Annotated in this window: 15 protein-coding genes; 12 read left to right on the forward strand and 3 right to left on the reverse strand. The window is 34.2% G+C overall.

Annotated features, from left to right (window positions below; translation table 11 throughout):
• Positions 1 to 61: 61 nt before the first annotated feature.
• Positions 62 to 1,825, forward strand: a complete 1,764-nt coding sequence (locus C8E03_RS06430) for a bifunctional homocysteine S-methyltransferase/methylenetetrahydrofolate reductase (protein WP_110290571.1) — start codon at positions 62 to 64, stop codon at positions 1,823 to 1,825.
• Position 1,826: 1 nt separating this feature from the next.
• Here C8E03_RS06430 and C8E03_RS06435 read toward each other — a convergent pair whose 3' ends face one another.
• Positions 1,827 to 2,504: a cyclic nucleotide-binding domain-containing protein gene (locus tag C8E03_RS06435; protein WP_110290572.1), complete on the reverse strand. Its 678-nt coding sequence runs from the start codon at positions 2,502 to 2,504 to the stop codon at positions 1,827 to 1,829.
• Positions 2,505 to 2,606: 102 nt separating this feature from the next.
• Here C8E03_RS06435 and C8E03_RS06440 point away from each other — a divergent pair, with 102 nt between their 5' ends.
• The 3 genes from C8E03_RS06440 (at position 2,607) to C8E03_RS06450 (ending at position 4,428) form a co-directional block, all read left to right on the forward strand.
• Positions 2,607 to 3,029, forward strand: coding sequence for a DMT family transporter (locus C8E03_RS06440; RefSeq protein WP_170122916.1), 423 nt, complete (start codon positions 2,607 to 2,609; stop codon positions 3,027 to 3,029).
• A gap of 14 nt (positions 3,030 to 3,043) precedes the next feature.
• Positions 3,044 to 3,469 (forward strand): DMT family transporter, encoded by a 426-nt coding sequence (locus tag C8E03_RS06445; RefSeq protein WP_201798197.1) that lies wholly within the window; start codon positions 3,044 to 3,046, stop codon positions 3,467 to 3,469.
• A gap of 68 nt (positions 3,470 to 3,537) precedes the next feature.
• Positions 3,538 to 4,428, forward strand: coding sequence for a DUF445 domain-containing protein (locus tag C8E03_RS06450; protein ID WP_110290573.1), 891 nt, complete (start codon positions 3,538 to 3,540; stop codon positions 4,426 to 4,428).
• 175 nt (positions 4,429 to 4,603) lie between these two features.
• On the opposite strand, the gene C8E03_RS06455 is transcribed toward C8E03_RS06450, so the two are convergent.
• On the reverse strand, positions 4,604 to 6,433 hold the full coding sequence (locus C8E03_RS06455) for a cache domain-containing sensor histidine kinase (RefSeq protein ID WP_110290574.1): 1,830 nt from the start codon (positions 6,431 to 6,433) through the stop codon (positions 4,604 to 4,606).
• A gap of 39 nt (positions 6,434 to 6,472) precedes the next feature.
• Positions 6,473 to 8,035 (reverse strand): response regulator transcription factor, encoded by a 1,563-nt coding sequence (locus tag C8E03_RS06460; RefSeq protein WP_094379455.1) that lies wholly within the window; start codon positions 8,033 to 8,035, stop codon positions 6,473 to 6,475.
• A gap of 185 nt (positions 8,036 to 8,220) precedes the next feature.
• Between C8E03_RS06460 and C8E03_RS06465 the strand changes: the two genes are divergently transcribed.
• From C8E03_RS06465 to arcC, 8 genes are all read left to right on the forward strand, one after another.
• Positions 8,221 to 9,732 (forward strand): sugar ABC transporter ATP-binding protein, encoded by a 1,512-nt coding sequence (locus tag C8E03_RS06465; protein ID WP_094379453.1) that lies wholly within the window; start codon positions 8,221 to 8,223, stop codon positions 9,730 to 9,732.
• 15 nt (positions 9,733 to 9,747) lie between these two features.
• On the forward strand, positions 9,748 to 10,752 hold the full coding sequence (locus C8E03_RS06470) for an ABC transporter permease (RefSeq protein ID WP_094379452.1): 1,005 nt from the start codon (positions 9,748 to 9,750) through the stop codon (positions 10,750 to 10,752).
• A 2-nt stretch (positions 10,753 to 10,754) separates the two neighbouring features.
• On the forward strand, positions 10,755 to 11,786 hold the full coding sequence (locus C8E03_RS06475) for an ABC transporter permease (protein WP_094379450.1): 1,032 nt from the start codon (positions 10,755 to 10,757) through the stop codon (positions 11,784 to 11,786).
• A gap of 118 nt (positions 11,787 to 11,904) precedes the next feature.
• Positions 11,905 to 13,035 (forward strand): rhamnose ABC transporter substrate-binding protein, encoded by a 1,131-nt coding sequence (locus C8E03_RS06480; protein ID WP_094379448.1) that lies wholly within the window; start codon positions 11,905 to 11,907, stop codon positions 13,033 to 13,035.
• Between the two features lie 168 nt (positions 13,036 to 13,203).
• A complete protein-coding gene (gene rhaM / locus C8E03_RS06485) occupies positions 13,204 to 13,515 on the forward strand; it encodes an L-rhamnose mutarotase (RefSeq protein WP_094379446.1) in 312 nt (103 codons plus the stop codon).
• 682 nt (positions 13,516 to 14,197) lie between these two features.
• Positions 14,198 to 15,430: an arginine deiminase gene (gene arcA, locus C8E03_RS06490; RefSeq protein WP_201798198.1), complete on the forward strand. Its 1,233-nt coding sequence runs from the start codon at positions 14,198 to 14,200 to the stop codon at positions 15,428 to 15,430.
• A gap of 34 nt (positions 15,431 to 15,464) precedes the next feature.
• Positions 15,465 to 16,457, forward strand: a complete 993-nt coding sequence (argF, locus tag C8E03_RS06495; RefSeq protein WP_110290575.1) for an ornithine carbamoyltransferase — start codon at positions 15,465 to 15,467, stop codon at positions 16,455 to 16,457.
• Positions 16,458 to 16,466: 9 nt separating this feature from the next.
• Positions 16,467 to 17,411, forward strand: a complete 945-nt coding sequence (gene arcC, locus C8E03_RS06500; RefSeq protein ID WP_094379442.1) for a carbamate kinase — start codon at positions 16,467 to 16,469, stop codon at positions 17,409 to 17,411.
• Positions 17,412 to 17,582: the final 171 nt, after the last annotated feature.

The raw sequence follows: 17,582 nt of genomic DNA on the forward strand, positions 1-17,582 counted from the left end.
TATAGAAAGGTAAGTTATGTATCAACAAGAGCAGTATTGATTTTGAATAGAGGTGTGTAGGATGAAGATAAGAGAATATATTAAAGATAAGCCATTAATCTTTGATGGTGCAATGGGAACCTATTATAGTGAGCAGCAGGAAGGCAAATGTGAGCTTGCCAATATTAATAATCGTGAGCGTATTATAGAAATACATAGGAAATATATAGCAGCAGGCTGCGTTGCGATAAAAACGAATACCTTTGCAGCAAATACGATAAGTCTGGAAAAAGATCTAGAGTTAGTTAAAAGGGTGATTGCTGCAGGCGCACAAAATGCGATTCAAGCTACGGATGGCAGAGAAATTTTTATTTTTGGTGATATGGGACCGATTCCTTATGCAGGAGAAGGGGCAAGTCCATTATGCGAATATAAGGAAATTGTAGATGTTTTTATAGAAAATGGTATCAAGAACTTCTTGTTTGAGACATTGGGCAGTGATGAATATTTGTCAGAATTATCCCAATACATTAAGAATAAAAATAAGGACAGCTTTATCATTACACAATTTGCAGTAACACCAGATGGTTTTACCAGAATCGGTTTATCTGGAAAGAATATAGTTAAGAGAGTGGAAGAAATTGAAGAGATTGACGCAATTGGTTTTAATTGTGTATCTGGTGCACATCATTTGTACGAGTATATTAAGCAGTTTAAAACCGTGCAAAAATATATTTCTATTATGCCAAATGCGGGCTATCCAACGGTTAGAAATAACAGAACCATATTCGAAAACAGTTCAGATTATTTTGCTGAAACGCTTTATAAGATGGCGCAGTTAGGTGTAAATATTCTAGGCGGTTGCTGTGGAACAACCCCTGAATATATGCGAAAAACTGTAGATCTGATGACAGGTTTTAAAAAGCCGAGACGTATTGAGTATAAAAAGCAGGAAATAGAAGAGAATGCAGAAACGGACAAAGAAAACGGTTTGATAAAAAAAATCGGTTTGGGTCAAAAAATCATAGCGGTTGAATTAGACCCGCCCTCAAAAGCTGAAATAGCAGGCTTTATGGAGGGGGCAAAACGATTAAAATATAATGGAGTGGATGCAATCACGATTGCAGATTGCCCTCTGGCTAGGGCTAGAGTGGACAGCAGTTTGTTAGCATGTAAGTTAAAAAGAGAGCTTGATATAACGCCAATTCCACATATGACTTGCAGAGACAGAAACATTAATGCAACTAAGGCATTGCTTCTGGGACTGAGTATAGAAGGAGTTGAAAATGTTCTTGTTGTTACGGGAGACCCCGTTCCTTCACCTATGCGTGATGAGATTAAAACAATATTCAATTTCAATTCTGCTATTCTTGCGAAGCATATCAGTGAATTGAATGAAACAGTGTTTGACGCTCCATTTGGTATTTCCGGAGCTTTAAATGTTAATTCCAGGAATTTTGATAGTCAACTAAAGCACGCGCAAAAAAAGATAGACAATGGAGTTTCTATGTTATTTACACAGCCAATTCTAACTGAAGAAGCCTTTGAGAATCTAAAAAGAGCAAGAGAAGTATTATCGGCAAAGCTTTTTGGAGGAATTATTCCAATTGTGAGCCATAGAAATGCCTGTTTTATGAACAATGAAATATCAGGAATTAAGGTATCACAAGAAATTATTAATCGCTATGAAGGAAAAACAAGAGAGGAATCCAGTGAGCTTGCAGTGCAGATTTCTACAGACATAGCAGAAAAAATAAGCAATTATGTAGATGGTTACTATATTATTACCCCATTTAACCGAGTAGAAATAGTTGAGAAAATAGTAAAGAAAATTAAATCCTTGTAGTTTAATATGTTGTATTTATAGCAGCACCTAATGCCCTTAGCTGGTTAGGTGCTATTATTTTATAGTAACCCTTTTCCTTAAGCAAATATCCATTGTCGCAGAAATTTCTCAGTGTTCTCAGCAGATGTCGATAGCTAGTTCCAAGAAGTTCGGAAAGAGCAGTCAGGTTTTCTGAAAAAATTAAATTATCAGAGGTATTCATAATGTAAGATGCCAAACGCTCCTCCAGAGGATACAAAAGATTATGGGAGTTAAACTGCCCTGTAATATCCAATTTATGTGAAAGATGGCTACAGGCGGCACGCAAGAATTTACGATCATCATAAAGCATATCATGGCACTTGCAAAGAGGAAGAAGAAGGCAGTAAACATCGCTTAAGGCTTGCACGTTTGTCTTGATATGAGAATGATTCACAAATTCAACATCTCCTATGATTTCAAAGCACTTATAAAAAGTATGCAAATAATGTTTGCCGTTTGATAATAAGGAATAAACTTTTGCTCTTCCTGAGATAAAAAAACAGATACAGGTAAGAGGATCACCATATTTAAAAATATGTTCGCCTTTCTTATAAAGTGTTAGCTCCAAAGGATATTCCCAATAATTAGTTAATACTTCTTCAATTGGATTTTCTTTTATTGTTTGATGCAACAATGTCTGATCGGTTATTAATTCCATTATAAATTTCCTTTCTTGTTTTACTTATATAGTGACATATGTCATACTTCGATGCAAGAAAAAGTTTTATAATAATTCTTAGAAAGTATGGAGGAGACGAAAATGGCAGTATTTTTATCAATATTAAGTGGAGTGTTACTATCGGTTATGATTGTAATGAATAGTGACTTGGCAATTTCAATGGGAGTATATTATGCAGTTGCCTTGATTCATTTCATTGGATTAATTGTAATCGTTATAATTGTGAGCCGTAAGAAATTAAGTATGAAATTTCATAATAATATTCCTATTTACTGGTATGCCGGAGGTGCGATAGGCATACTTACTACTATATTTCAAAACATTACAGTTTCCAATTTGGGAGTATCCAAAACACTTGCATTAGCCTTATTTGGACAAAGTATAATTTCAATTATAATTGAGCATTATGGTTTTTTAGAAACACCAAAAAAGTTGCTTCAAAAAAAGCAGTTCATTGGAATCGGATTTATTTTGTGCGGAATTGTTGTAATGTTTCTATATTAGAAAAGGAGATTATTATGTATATTATTTTAGCAATTTTATCAGGAGTAACAATCGTCGTTAGCAGAATGACAAATGCTAAGCTTGGAAAAGAGTTGTCTGTTTACCAGAGCACGTTTTTTAACTATGTAATAGGATTTGCCGGGTCATTAATCGCAATTGCAATATTTAGAGAAAAACTTCTATTTACGCCAGAGGTGACAGGAATCAGATATTATGCTATGTTTTTTGGAGGTGCGATAGGCGTTGCGACAATTAGTATATCCAATATTATTACTCCAAAAATATCTGCACTTTCATTAACCATCATTATTTTTGTGAGTCAGTTATTTTCAGGAGTAATCATTGACTATTTCCTTTATGGAGGATTTTCCAAAGGAAAATTAATTGGCGGTATCTTAGTATTGATAGGATTGGTATATAATACAAAAGCACAAGCTTGAAAAAAGTAATGACCTGCTATATAATAGATGAACAAGAAAGTAATGCAGTTGTACGATAGGAGGAAATTATGAACATAAATGTATTAGCAGGACCAATCATTGGCAGTGTCATTGGATATTTTACCAATTATATTGCAGTCAAAATGCTTTTTAGACCGTTAAAGCCGGTTAAAATTGGAAATTATACCTTGCCATTTACACCCGGGATCATTCCAAAAGGAAAGAAAAGATTAGCCAAAGCAATTGGTGGTGCAGTCGGTGGAACATTACTGACGGACGAGGCATTAAAGGCCGCACTTCTAACCGATGGGATGAAGGAAAAGGTTCAAACGGATGTAAAGGCCTTTTGGGAGAAGCAGAGAAAGAATGAAACAACAATTAAGGAAAAGGCTTTGCAGTATGTAAATGAAGGAGAATATAATACTACACTTGAAAATGCAGAGAATTTAATCACCGATAAAATTGTGGAAAAGCTAAATGAAATGGATATTGGAGAAATCATTGCTAGAGAGTGCGTTAAGGGAATTAAACAGAAATTAAGCGGCTCTTTCTTGGGTATGATGGTGAATGATTCCTTAATTGAATCGATGACTGGACCGGTTATCGAGGCGATTAATGATTATATCAATGAAAATGGACAAGTTATCGTTTATAGCAAGGTCAGTGAGGAAGGTGACAAGTTCTCCAAACTACAGATAAAAGATGCTTTAAAAATGCTGGAAACAGTAGATGTAGTGGAAATTTTTATGAAAAGCTATGAAAGCTTTGTAGAAAATGAGCTTGGAAAAGTAATTGCTAAAATTGACATTGCTTCCATTATTGAGAATAAAATAGAAGAGATGGATGTTATGGAATTAGAAGAATTAATCCTTTCAGTAATGAAAAAGGAACTTGGAGCGGTTGTGAATTTAGGTGCTGTAATAGGATTTATACTTGGAATCATTAATATATTTTTTTAATATTATCAAGGAAACCCATATTTCTATAAAAATACCATGAAGTTATGTTTTTGTTTCATTGGAATCAAAACTTTTATATGTTAACAACAAGGTCTTTCCTAGGAAAGAACAAAGTATCTGTGGATATTTATATTTATTACTAATCCCTCAGTTATTGAGAAGTCACAGATACTTTTTATTTGATAAATTTTTTTGCTGGAATTCGAATTTCTACCTCAGTTTCAACACAAGGGGTACTGCGATAGATTAGGCCATATTCTATATCATAAAAAAGTTGAAGACGTTTGTGTGTATTTGAAATACCAATGTTACTGCCACAAGTACTTTCAAGAGTACCGGTCAGAACGGATTTTAGTTTTTCTTCTGGTATCCCAACACCGTCGTCAGATATTACAAAAACCATAATATCATTCTCAAGCCATCCCATAATGACGATGTTACCTTCTTTTGATTCTTTGGCAAAAATCCCATGCTGAATACTGTTTTCTACAATAGGCTGGAAAACGAGTTTAGGTATTTCATAATCCAAAAGTTCGTCAGGAACATCGATTATAAAATGTATTTTATCCTGATAACGCATATTTTGCAGTTGAACATAGAGTGATACATGCTCTAACTCCTCTTTGACCGATACGGTTATATTTCCCCTATTCAGTGTTAATTTATAAAATTTAGACAGTGCTTGTACTGCAGCACAAACCTCATCTATTTTTCCCATTTTAGAAAGCCAGTTTATCATATCCAGTGTGTTATAAAGAAAGTGGGGATTAATTTGAGCCTGTAGAGCTTTAAATTCAGAAAGTCTCAAATCAGTAGAGGCTTTTACCTGTTGCTTTAACAGGTTATTAATCTCATCTGTCATGTAATTATAAGTATCTATTAAATCTCCAATCTCATCATGACCAGGTTTTAGTAACAGACGTTTTGGAGTACTTTTTCGAACCAATTTCATCTGATTGATAATTGATTTAATTCGTTTAACAATGGAATTGGATAATAATAGTGCAATGAAGCACGCGAATGCAAGAAAAATCATGTAAGTGCCTATGAGTTGAAATACAATGTCTCTTATTTGAATAATGGCGTTATTAGTTGGTATGACTGATACCATATACCAATCGGTATTAGGAATCTCCTTACAACCAGCATATACCTTTTCCCCGCCTAAGGTCATTGTAATAAATCTGTGGTTTTGGGTCAATTTGCTTTGAACGGTTTTGTAATCTAAAATATATTTTCCGGACAAAGATGAATTTGATGTTGAAACAATGGAGTTTCTTTCATTAATCAAATAGGTTGAACTGTCACTGATGGATAGATCTTTTCCGAGAATAAAATCAATATTACTTTTGGAAAAGTATACCACAACATATGCGGCAGGTGTTTCCATGTCATTTACATAATTCATTTTACGGATAATAGCGAGTTCTCCCAGATTTTCACATTCACTTGGGGTTAAGTAAAGACTTGGACATACCAGATATTTTTTTGAGGTACTTGAAAAGATACCATGCCAATATGATCCTTGTACTTTTGCTAGAGGCTCAAAAACCTGATAAGATGAATAAATGGGATTGTCATAAAGAGATTGAAAGCTTTCAGTTAAATATATTTTAATACCAGTAATGACAAATCCATCAACAGAGGAGTGTATAGAGCTCAAAAAAGAGGTAGTGTCTTTTACAAAATCATCTGAGCTTTCAAATGGTATATCATAGGATGCACTGTTAAGAATTTCAGAAAAGTAGGCATTCTCTATAATGGATGTGGATGCATTGTTTACCTGAGCAATACAATTTTCAATATAATCAGCCGTTTGCTTTGAAAGATTTTGTTCTGATAATACCGTATTAGACAGTAGAATATCAGAAAGCTGAGTAAGTAAAATTGAAACGATCAGGATCGTAGGAGCGATAACTAGTATCAAATGAGAAAGGATAAATTTTGATTGGAGCTTCATATCCTGTGTATAATATAAAACTATTTTTTTAACAAATTGAATCATTAGTAATGTTCTCCTTTTATAGCAAGTATATTAAGCGTGTTAAAGCTTGCCGGCAAAATATTGTTCCCGAAATTCAGTCGGGGAATGTCCAATCAGTTTTTTAAAGGTTTTACCGAAATAATTGCCATCGTTGTAACCAACTTTAGCAGAAATGTCAGTAATTTTATATCTAGAGTCCATTAGCAGTTTCTTAGCTCTTTCAATACGATATTCTGTTAAGTATTGATTGAGAGTTTTACCTGTCTCGGTTTTAAATATAGTACAGACATAGGATGAGGATAAAAAGACATACTCACTGATATCTTTAATCGAAAGATTTTCATTTTGATAGTTTTGGCTAATATACTCCTTGATTAAAAAGACAGTGGAGTTATCACGATTGTCGTTTTCGAGGGATTTAAAGTAATTACTTATTTTGTCCTCCAGAATAGAATGAAGTTCAAGATAAGTAGAACTTTTTGATATATAATCCAGTATTGTTTCTGTGCTGTCAGCAGAGATAGAGATGTGAAAACTATTTGCTTGAGCATTTAGTTCCAAGAACAATTTATAGTAAAAATCCTTTACTTGATTAACTAATAGAGTTCTATTATGGATTAAACTACCTTTTAAATATTTTAGAAGCTGTTGCACTTTCGTGTGATTTCGTTGTAACAGAGCTTCTGAAAAATCAGAAATTATGTCAGAAGGTATGCTGCTGGTACTGATTATACTCTCTGGTTCATTATAAAGAATAGCATTATTGGCATAAAAAAATGAACTATGCATGAGAATAATAGCGGTATTATAGGATTCATATATTTTATCAATTGAATTAATCGTTTTACCGATGCTAATAAAGTGTACATAGTTATCCTTTATTAACGATGAAAAACGTTCAGCCAATTTAATAAGGGTATTATGAACAGGTCTTTCGGAGAAAAATAAATGAACAATTATATATTCCTCTTGTTTTATTCCAAATATATAGTCGGTATGATTGGATTTAAAGGCGGTATCTAAGTTTGAAATCAAGTGATTGATTGATGGTTCTAAAAACGTAACATTGTCCTCTATCAGTTTGATGATTAGTGTCGTGTAAGAGGTTATGTTTCTTAATGATATTCCTAATTGCTCGAAAGCTTTAGATTCATATAATATACTATCATGACTTGAATAAATCATTTTTAATGCTAGCTTTGACATGGTTTCATAACGATTATAATTAATAGAGTGCTTACTAAGGAGAAGTGATTTATGGTTAGCAATCGCCTCTCTTACAGATTCTTCGATTTCATGAGGATCGATAGGTTTTTCAACATAACTGATGGCCTTTAATTTAATTGCAGCCTTTAAATAGGCCTTATCAGAATAACCACTCATAAAAATAATTGAGCATTCAGGCATGAATTCACGGATTTTTTTTGCCATCTCAACACCATCCATACGAGGCATACGAACATCACTAAGAATGATTTCAGGTGAAATTTTCTTAGCCAGCTCTAGGCCATGATACCCATCATCTGCTTGGTAAATAGAATCAATACCTAAATTTTTCCAATCAATACTATGAATCAAACCATTTCTTGTAAGTTCTTCATCATCTATGATTAAAAGATTCATACCAGTATCTCCTTTAGTGCGTTGTTTTACTTATTGTACCAAATCCTAAAAAAAATACAAGGAAAAGAAAAAGTAACCAAAGAAATTACCCTGTTTTAAAAAATATTACGATAAAAAGTAAAAATTATGTATGATATGATAAGAAAAAGATGAAATAAATTATAGCTTGTGAAGGAGGAATCAGAATGTCTGAGTATGTTCTAGAGCTAAAAGGAATTACAAAGATATTTCCAGGTGTAAAAGCACTAGATCATGTGCATTTTCAATTAAAACCGGGTGAGATACATGCTTTGATGGGTGAAAACGGAGCTGGTAAATCTACATTCATCAAAGTTATTACAGGTGTACATAAAGCAGAAGAGGGTGAAATGTATTTTGACGGCAAGCAGGTATATTTCAAAGGTCCAAAGGATGCACAGGCAGCAGGGATTGCTGCGATATACCAACACGTGACATCCTACCCACAGCTATCGGTGACAGAGAATATTTTTATGGGTCATGAAAAAGTACAAAAGGGCAGAATACAGTGGAAGGAAATGAACAAGGAAGCAGATAAGCTGTTAATGCGGCTAAATGCTGATTTCAAAGCTACTGATGAAATGGGAACTCTTAGCGTTGCCCAGCAGCAAATGGTTGAAATTGCAAAGGCTTTATCTATGAAAGCCAGAATTATTATTATGGATGAGCCAACTGCATCACTTACGAAAAGAGAATCAGAAGAATTATATAAGATTGCTGAAAAACTTAGAGATGATGGAGCTTCCATCATATTTATATCACATAGGTTTGAAGACATGTATCGATTAGCAACGAAAGTTACGGTATTTAGAGATTCAAAATATATAGGAACCTATGATGTGAACAATATTACAAATGATGATCTGATTACTGCAATGGTAGGAAGAGAAATTAATGACCTATTTCCAAAACCAGTAGTTAAGATTGGCGAAGAGATTCTTAAGGTGGAGAAATTAAGCCGCACCGGTTATTTTAAAGACGTTTCATTTGCTGTTAGAAAAGGAGAAATTCTTGGACTGACTGGTCTTGTTGGTGCAGGAAGAACAGAGGTTGTCCAGTGTATATTTGGAATTGAAGCTTATGACTCAGGGGTAATTTATATGAATGGCAAGCAGGTCAATATAAAAAAGCCCTTGGATGCAATGAAGTTGGGGATCGGATTATTGCCAGAGGATAGACAACTGCAAGGGTTAATTTTGGAATGGGGAATCGGAAGAAATATTACACTGCCAATTATTAAGGAATTGGGTAAATACTCCTTGACAAATGAAAAGAAAGAAAGAGCCAAAGCAAAGGAATTAGCAGAAAGAGTTGATACGAAAGCAGTTACCTTGTTTGACAAAGCAAGTTCCTTATCAGGTGGAAATCAACAAAAAATTGTTGTTGCAAAGTTATTGGCATCTGACTTAAAGGTAATTATTTTGGATGAGCCAACCAAAGGAGTTGATGTAGGTGCTAAGGCTGCAATTTATGATATTATGGGAGAGCTTGCAAAGCAAGGCTATGCAATTATTATGATTTCTTCTGAAATGCCGGAAATACTCGGTATGAGTGATCGGATTGTTGTCATGTGTGATGGCAGAGTAACAGGTGAATTAAAACGAGAGGAAGCAACACAAGAAGGAATTCTTGAAAAAGCAATGGCGAAAACGCAAAAGGTGGCACAAGCAACAGAGTGAGGTGAAAGAGAAGAGATGCAGAAAAATAACTTCGATATTAAGAAATTAGCTAACTCTCGTGAAGTGAGTCTGGCAACGGTTTTACTAGTGCTATGTGCATTTATTTCATTTTGCAATGGTACTTTTATAACTCCAAAAAATTTAAACAACATGTTTGTAAATTATGCAATTTATATGATATTGGCACTCGGGATGATGTGTGTATTGATTATAGGAGAAATTGATATTTCCATTGGTTCGACAATTGCAATCTCCGGTATGTCGGCAGCATTAGTATTGAGAGAACATCAGAGTATGCCTACTATTGTGGTATTCATGATAGCTTTGGCAGTCGGAGCTTTCTGTGGATTTGTAATTGGCTTGGTGATTGCAAAAGGAAGAGTTATTTCAATTATTGCGACACTGGGTTTTATGAATATCTTTCGAGGTTCTACCTATTTGCTGGCCAAAAATCAATGGGTAGCTGCATACCAGATTACAGATAGTTTTAAGGGCTTTGCAATAGGAAAATATTTAACCTTTGGACTGATGAATAATATGATCTTTGTTGCTGGAGTGTGTTACATTGTTTTTTTCTATTTTTTAAAATACACAAGAACAGGCAGAAAAATATATGCAGTTGGATCAAATTCAGAGGCAGCGCAAGTAAGTGGTATCAATATTGATAAAATTAGAATTATGGTATATATAATTATGGGAATGCTTTGTGGACTTTCCGGCGCATTATGGGTGTCAATTTATGCATCGGCTCAAGGCGATATGGCTACAGGGATTGAAATGGACATTATTGCTGCTTGTGTAATTGGTGGTGTCAGCTTAAATGGAGGAAGAGGAAATGTAATTGGTGTGTTACTTGGAGCACTAACCATCGCAGTATTAGGAAATGGTTTGCCATTAATTGGAGTATCTCAATTTTGGTTAGATGCAATAAAAGGATTGATTATTATTGTAGCTGTTATATTGAATGTGGTGATGCAAAGGTCAATTGATAAAAACAATCTTAAAAGGAGGGAAATCTAATCATGACAAAACAAAAAAGAGTTATTATTGCAGAGCTGGAATTTTCATGGAAGAAGTTTTTCCTCAAATGGGAATGGTTTTTAGTACTCATATTTATCGGAGTCAATATTTTAAATATTTGTGTATCACCAATTGATAAAGGAACAAGATTGCCAATATATATGAGTCTGTCTGGCTTGTTTAATGCAACCTTGTCGTTTCTGGAAAAAGCATTTATTGCTTTACCAATGGCCTATATTCTTGTACTTGGAGATATTGATATTTCGGTTGGTTCAACTGTAGCGCTTTCAGCAGTAATTATGGCAGAATCTTATAATAAACTGGGATTGCCTATGGGAATATGTGTTATCATTGCACTTTTGGTTGGAACCTTATGCGGTTTCATCAATGGTTTTATCCTAACAAAGTTTACTGAGCTTGCACCTATGATTGTTACGCTAGGCACACAGATTTTATTTCGAGGTATTGCGACAATTATTCTAAAAGACCAGGCATCACAGGGACTCACTAATGTAGCATGGTTTAGTCAGTTATATTGGGGGAAATTAGGGGCAGTTCCATATATATTTATCATATTTATCCTTTGTGCTATTATATTTGGATTTATCCTTCATAAAACAACATTTGGCAGGAGATTATATGCGATTGGAAGCAATCGTATAGCTGCAGAATATGCGGGAATTCAAGTACAAAAAATTAGATGTATTGTATTTACCATTACAGGAACATTTTCAGCGGTAACTGCTATTTTTTTAGCATCTTGTATGGGAAGTGCAAGACCAAACATTGCATCAGGATATGAGCTGGATGCAATCTCAATGGTAGTACTTGGCGGAATTTCTACGGCAGGTGGAAAAGGAAACTTTGTAGGAGCTATTATAGCAATTTTTATCATTGGATTCTTAAGATATGGTTTGGGGCTGATTAATGTGTCATCACAGGTAATGCTGGTAATCATCGGTGGATTGTTAATCGGTGCTGTCATGCTTCCGAATTTGAATATAAAGGGATTAGTTAAAAAGAAAACAGCTTAATATTGATTAAAAAAAAGTTATAGAACAAGAAAATATGATATTCAGTTACTAACAGCTTAGCTGTTTGTATAAATCCATTCAAAATGGTTCACACCAAATTCTAAGGGAGGAAAAAAGAATGAAGAAAAAATTACTTAGCGTATTACTTTGCGCAACTATGGTTTCAGCTATGTTAGCGGGCTGTGGCAGTTCAACAAGCTCAACAGATACTACAAAAGCTTCAACAACTGATACAGCACAAACGACTGAAACAAAAGGAGAGGTAACTGAAGCAGATACAAAAACAGATACCTCAGCTTCAGGGGATATTGGAACTTATGCAGTTATTGTAAAAAGTGCAGGAAATCCATACAGTTCAAAAGAAATTTCTGGTTTTAAGGAAGTAATAGAAGCACAGGGCGGAACCTGTATAACAAAAGAACCTGAATCTGCTTCTGCCGAAGCACAGATTACTATGATTAATGAATTAGTTGCACAACAAGTAGATTCAATAGCAATTGCGGCAAATGATAAGGATGCATTACAGCCAGCATTGACGGCTGCTAAGAATGCGGGTATTGTAGTTTCATCCTTTGATTCATCAACAAATGCTGAGAGTCGCGTTGTTCATGTAAATCAGGCAGGTACACAGATCATTGGTCAGACTTTAGTAGAAGCAGTCGCAGATATTACCGGTGGAGAAGGTCAGTTTGCAATCCTTTCTGCTACGAGTCAGGCAACCAACCAGAATGCATGGATAGAAGCCATGCAATCAGTTATGGAGGATACCCAATATGCAGGTTTGGAATTAGTAGATATTGTATATGGTGATGATGAATATCAGAAATCCGTTGACCAGACACAAGCATTGTTATCCAATTATCCAAATTTGAAATGTATCTGTGCACCTACTACAGTGGGAATTATGGCAGCGGCTAAAGTACTTCAAGATCAGGGCGTTGCAGATAAGATTAAATTAACAGGTCTTGGACTTCCTTCAGAAATGGCAGACTACATTGGTGATGATGATACACATTCTTGTCCGTATATGTATTTATGGAATCCAATTGATATTGGAAGATTATCAGCATATACGTCTATTGCTTTAGTAAAAGGTGAAATTACCGGCGCAGCAGGTGAGACATTTACAGCGGGAGATATGGGTGACTATGAGATTGTTCAAGCAGCGGACGGCGGAACAGAAATTATCCTTGGACCTCCATTTAAATTCGACTCAAGTAACATTGAAGAATGGAAAGAAATTTATTAAATAAATAATAAAAATGTGAAAGGTTGCGGTAGCTATGCTACTAGAATCTTTCACATTTTTATCAAATATTATAATTTATTGTTTTATATTGTTGCGCGTAACAATAGTTTGATCTATACTAAAGAAAGAATAATAATGCAAAATTTCCTAATTAGGGGAGGAATAAAAATGATTAGAGGCTTTAAAATGAAATTGTATGAAGGTCAGGAAAAAGAATATGAATATCGTCATAATCAGTTATGGCCAGAGATGATCGATATGATACATGAATATGGTGGAAAAAACTATACAATTTTTTTAGACAAAGAGACATTGAATTTGTTTGGTTATATTGAAATAGAAGATGAAGAGCTCTGGAGTCAAGGTGCCGATACTGCTATTAATAGAAAATGGTGGGATTATATGGCAGATATTATGGAGACTAACCCTGACAACAGTCCAGTTGCAATAGACTTAAAAACAGTGTTTCATCTTGATTAAACGTCCATGATTAGACTTGGCTATCAATAACAGAAGATTTAATAAAAGTGAGTTTGTTATAGTGCACTTTTATTGAATCTTTTTTTCTCTAGGATGCCCTGTTTTATAAAAGGTGAGAAAACAATAAATCATATAGAACTATGAATACTGTAAACAAAAGTCAACTTTTGTCGATTATATTAAATTTATTTCTAGGATAATCTTCTCCTCTCTTTCCATAGCGTTAAAAATAGATAAATGTGAAAAAAATATGAAAATTATCAAATATTGTATTAAATACACATGTTTCGTTGAAATATGTAATAAATATTAAAAAAAAGTGCCCAGTATAGGGCTTTTTTATAAAGGATGGGACAAATTTGAGAATTAATTGTGTATTATTTTGAAATTTCAATATAAAATTTTTTAAAGTCTAGAATTAATAAATTAAGCTAAAATAGTTTTTATACAATAAATCATGTATTATTTGGTCTTTTTTGACAAAAAAATAACTTATACATCTTAAAATTGCATAAATAAAATCCAAATTAATACAAAATAATTTAAACTTAAATTCATACATTTGTTTTAAAATTTGAGTATTCTAAATTTACAGTAAAACAATTTGCAGAAACATAGAGAACTCTGTAAATGTTTTATATATAAAAATAAAAGTGAAATATTAAAAACGGAGGTAACTATTATGTGTATTAATGTGAAAAGCGAAATAGCACCATTAAAAAAAGTGTTACTACACAGACCGGGTAAAGAGTTAGAGAACTTGACACCGGACACATTGGAAAGATTATTATTTGATGATATTCCTTTTTTACAAGTAGCACAGGAAGAGCATGACGAATTTGCTAAAGTACTTAGGGAGAACAATGTAGAAGTTGTTTATCTGGAGGATCTCGTTGCAGAGGTTCTTAATCAAAGTGACGAAATCAGAGATCAGTTTGTAAGACAATGGATTGAGGAAGCAGGCATTGCAACAGGCAAATATCAGCAGAAAATTTTTGATTTTATGATGCGCTACAAAGATGATAACAAAGCCTTGGTTTTAAAAACAATGGAAGGCATTGTACTTCATGAATTAAACTATGATAAGAATGATTCTTTAGTGGATTTAATGAGCACTAGTTCAAAGTTAGTGATTGATCCGATGCCAAATCTTTACTTTACGAGAGATCCTTTTGCAACAATAGGGTGTGGTGTGAGTTTAAATAAGATGTATTCTGTTACAAGAAACAGAGAAACAATTTATGGTGAATATATTTTTAAATATCATCCTGATTATAAAGGACAGGTTGATAAGTATTTTGATCGATACAATCCGTTCCATATTGAAGGCGGAGATATTTTAAATATTAACGATAAAGTTTTGGCAATAGGAATTTCACAACGAACAGAAGCGGATGCAATTGAAATGCTGGCAAAAACAGTTTTCCATGATCAAAAATCAACGATTAGAACGATTTTAGCTTTTGAAATTCCAAATACAAGAGCGTTTATGCATTTGGATACGGTATTTACACAGATAGATTATGATAAATTTACAGTTCATCCGGGTATTCTTGGTCCATTGGTTGTATATGAAATAAAACCGGGCAAGAAAGATGGAGAAATTTTGGTGACTACGATAGAATCTGAGCTAGAAACATTATTGGCTAAATATTTAGGCTTAGAAAAAGTTACATTGATTAAATGCGGCGGTGAAGACAGAATTGCAGCAGAAAGAGAGCAGTGGAACGATGGTTCCAATACGTTATGTATAGCACCTGGTGTAATTATTACATATCAAAGAAACACGGTAACAAATGAATTGTTAAGAGAAAATGGTTTAAAAGTCATAGAAATACCAAGTGCCGAATTATCAAGAGGCAGAGGGGGCCCGCGTTGTATGAGTATGCCTTTGGTACGTGAAGATATTGCTTAATAAAAATGAATGAAATGGAATAGGAGAAACAATCATGGCAGTTAATTTAAGAGGAAAAAATTTTTTAAAATTATTAGATTTTACACCAAGTGAAATTCGTTATTTACTTGATTTGGCAATTAACTTCAAAGCTTTAAAAAGAACAAACACTCCGCATAAATATCTTGAAGGAAAAAATATTGTATTGTTATTTGAAAAAACCAGTACGAGAACAAGATGCTCTTTTGAAGTAGCTGGTCTAGACCTTGGTATGGGCGTTACATATCTGGATCCAGGAAGTTCTCAGATGGGAAAAAAAGAAAGTACTGCAGATACTGCCCGTGTATTAGGCAGAATGTATGATGGTATTGAATACAGAGGTTACAGTCAGGAATTGGTAACTGAATTGGCAGAATATGCAAAGGTTCCAGTATGGAATGGATTAACAGATCAATTTCATCCGACACAAATGTTAGCAGACCTTCTAACCATTGAAGAAAAATTTGGACACTTAAAAGGTATTAATTTCACCTATATGGGTGATGCCAGAAATAACATGGGTAACTCTTTAATGGTTGCATGTGCGAAAATGGGTCTTAATTTCACAGCATGTGCACCGAAAGAATTATTCCCTGCTGAGGAATTAGTAGAAGAATGTAAAAAAATTGCTGCTGAAAACGACTGCACCATCCGCTTAACAGAGGATGTTGAAGAAGGAACCAAGAATGCAGATGTTATATATACTGATATATGGGTATCTATGGGCGAGCCAGACGAGGCATGGAAGACTAGAATTAAGTTGTTAGGAAAATATCAGGTAAATAAAAAGGTTATGGATAATGCCAGCAAGTATGCTATCTTCATGCATTGCTTACCTTCTTTCCATGATACAAATACAACAATAGGACAAGATATTGCAAAAAAATTCGGCTTACCGGAAATGGAAGTTACAAATGAGGTATTTGAATCAGCTCAGTCAGTAGTATTTGATGAGGCTGAAAACAGAATGCATACGATAAAAGCAGTTGTTTATGCGACATTATGTTAGGAGAAGACTATGAAAGGTAAACGTATGGTTGTTGCACTTGGAGGTAATGCATTAGGCAATACTCCAGAGGAGCAATTGGAATTAGTAAAAGAAACTGCCACTACCATAGTAAATTTAGTTGCTCAGGGTCATGAAATTATAGTAGGTCATGGAAATGGTCCTCAGATTGGTATGCTAAATACTGCATTGGAATATGCGGCTGTTCATGGAGCAAAAACTCCTTTTATGCCTTTCCCGGAATGTAATGCAATGACTCAAGGATATATTGGATATCATTTGCAACAGGCAGTCAGAGCAGAGCTTCAAAAAAGAGGAATCAAAAAATCTGTTGTTAGTGTTGTAACTCAGGTAGTAGTAGATAAAGATGATCCTGCGTTTTCACATCCGACAAAGCCCATCGGCGCTTTTTATACAAAAGAAGAAGCAGAAAAAATTGAAGCAGAAAAAGGCTTCATCTTTATGGAAGATGCGGGAAGAGGATATCGAAGAGTTGTGCCATCGCCTCTACCTCAAAAAATTGTTGAACTAGATATCGTAGAAAAGATGATTGAAGACGGCTTTGTCGTTATTGCAACCGGCGGCGGCGGTGTTCCTGTTGTTGAGACAGAAGCAGGCTTAGAAGGCATTGCAGCAGTTATTGATAAAGACAAAACTTGTGCAAAACTGGCAGAAGATCTAAATGCAGATTGCTTATTAATACTTACTGCGGTAGACAGAGTATGCATTAATTTCAATAAGCCAAACCAGCAAGAATTAGCGGTTATCAATCAAGAAGAAGCTTATTCTTACATTAACGAAGGACAATTTGCGCCTGGAAGTATGTTACCGAAAGTAGAAGCTTGTCTACAATTTGTAGATAAAAATACAAAGCGTGAAGCAATTATAACTTCTCTTAAAATGGCAGGAAGCGCAGCTTTAGGAGAAACAGGAACAAGAATAGTTAGTAATTTATAAAGATATTATAATGAAACAAAAATCAATAATTCCCTTAAAAATAGAAAATATTTGAAATGTCCCGTCTTCGTGAAACGTAACAATACCACAAGACGGGATAACGTTACATACGAGTGCATAAAACGATGAATATTTACCAATACACATTAAACTATGCATAAAGAAGGAGTT

Source organism: Lachnotalea glycerini, from assembly GCF_003201285.1.
In the GTDB taxonomy this organism is placed as follows: Bacteria; Bacillota; Clostridia; order Lachnospirales; family Lachnospiraceae; genus Lachnotalea; species Lachnotalea glycerini.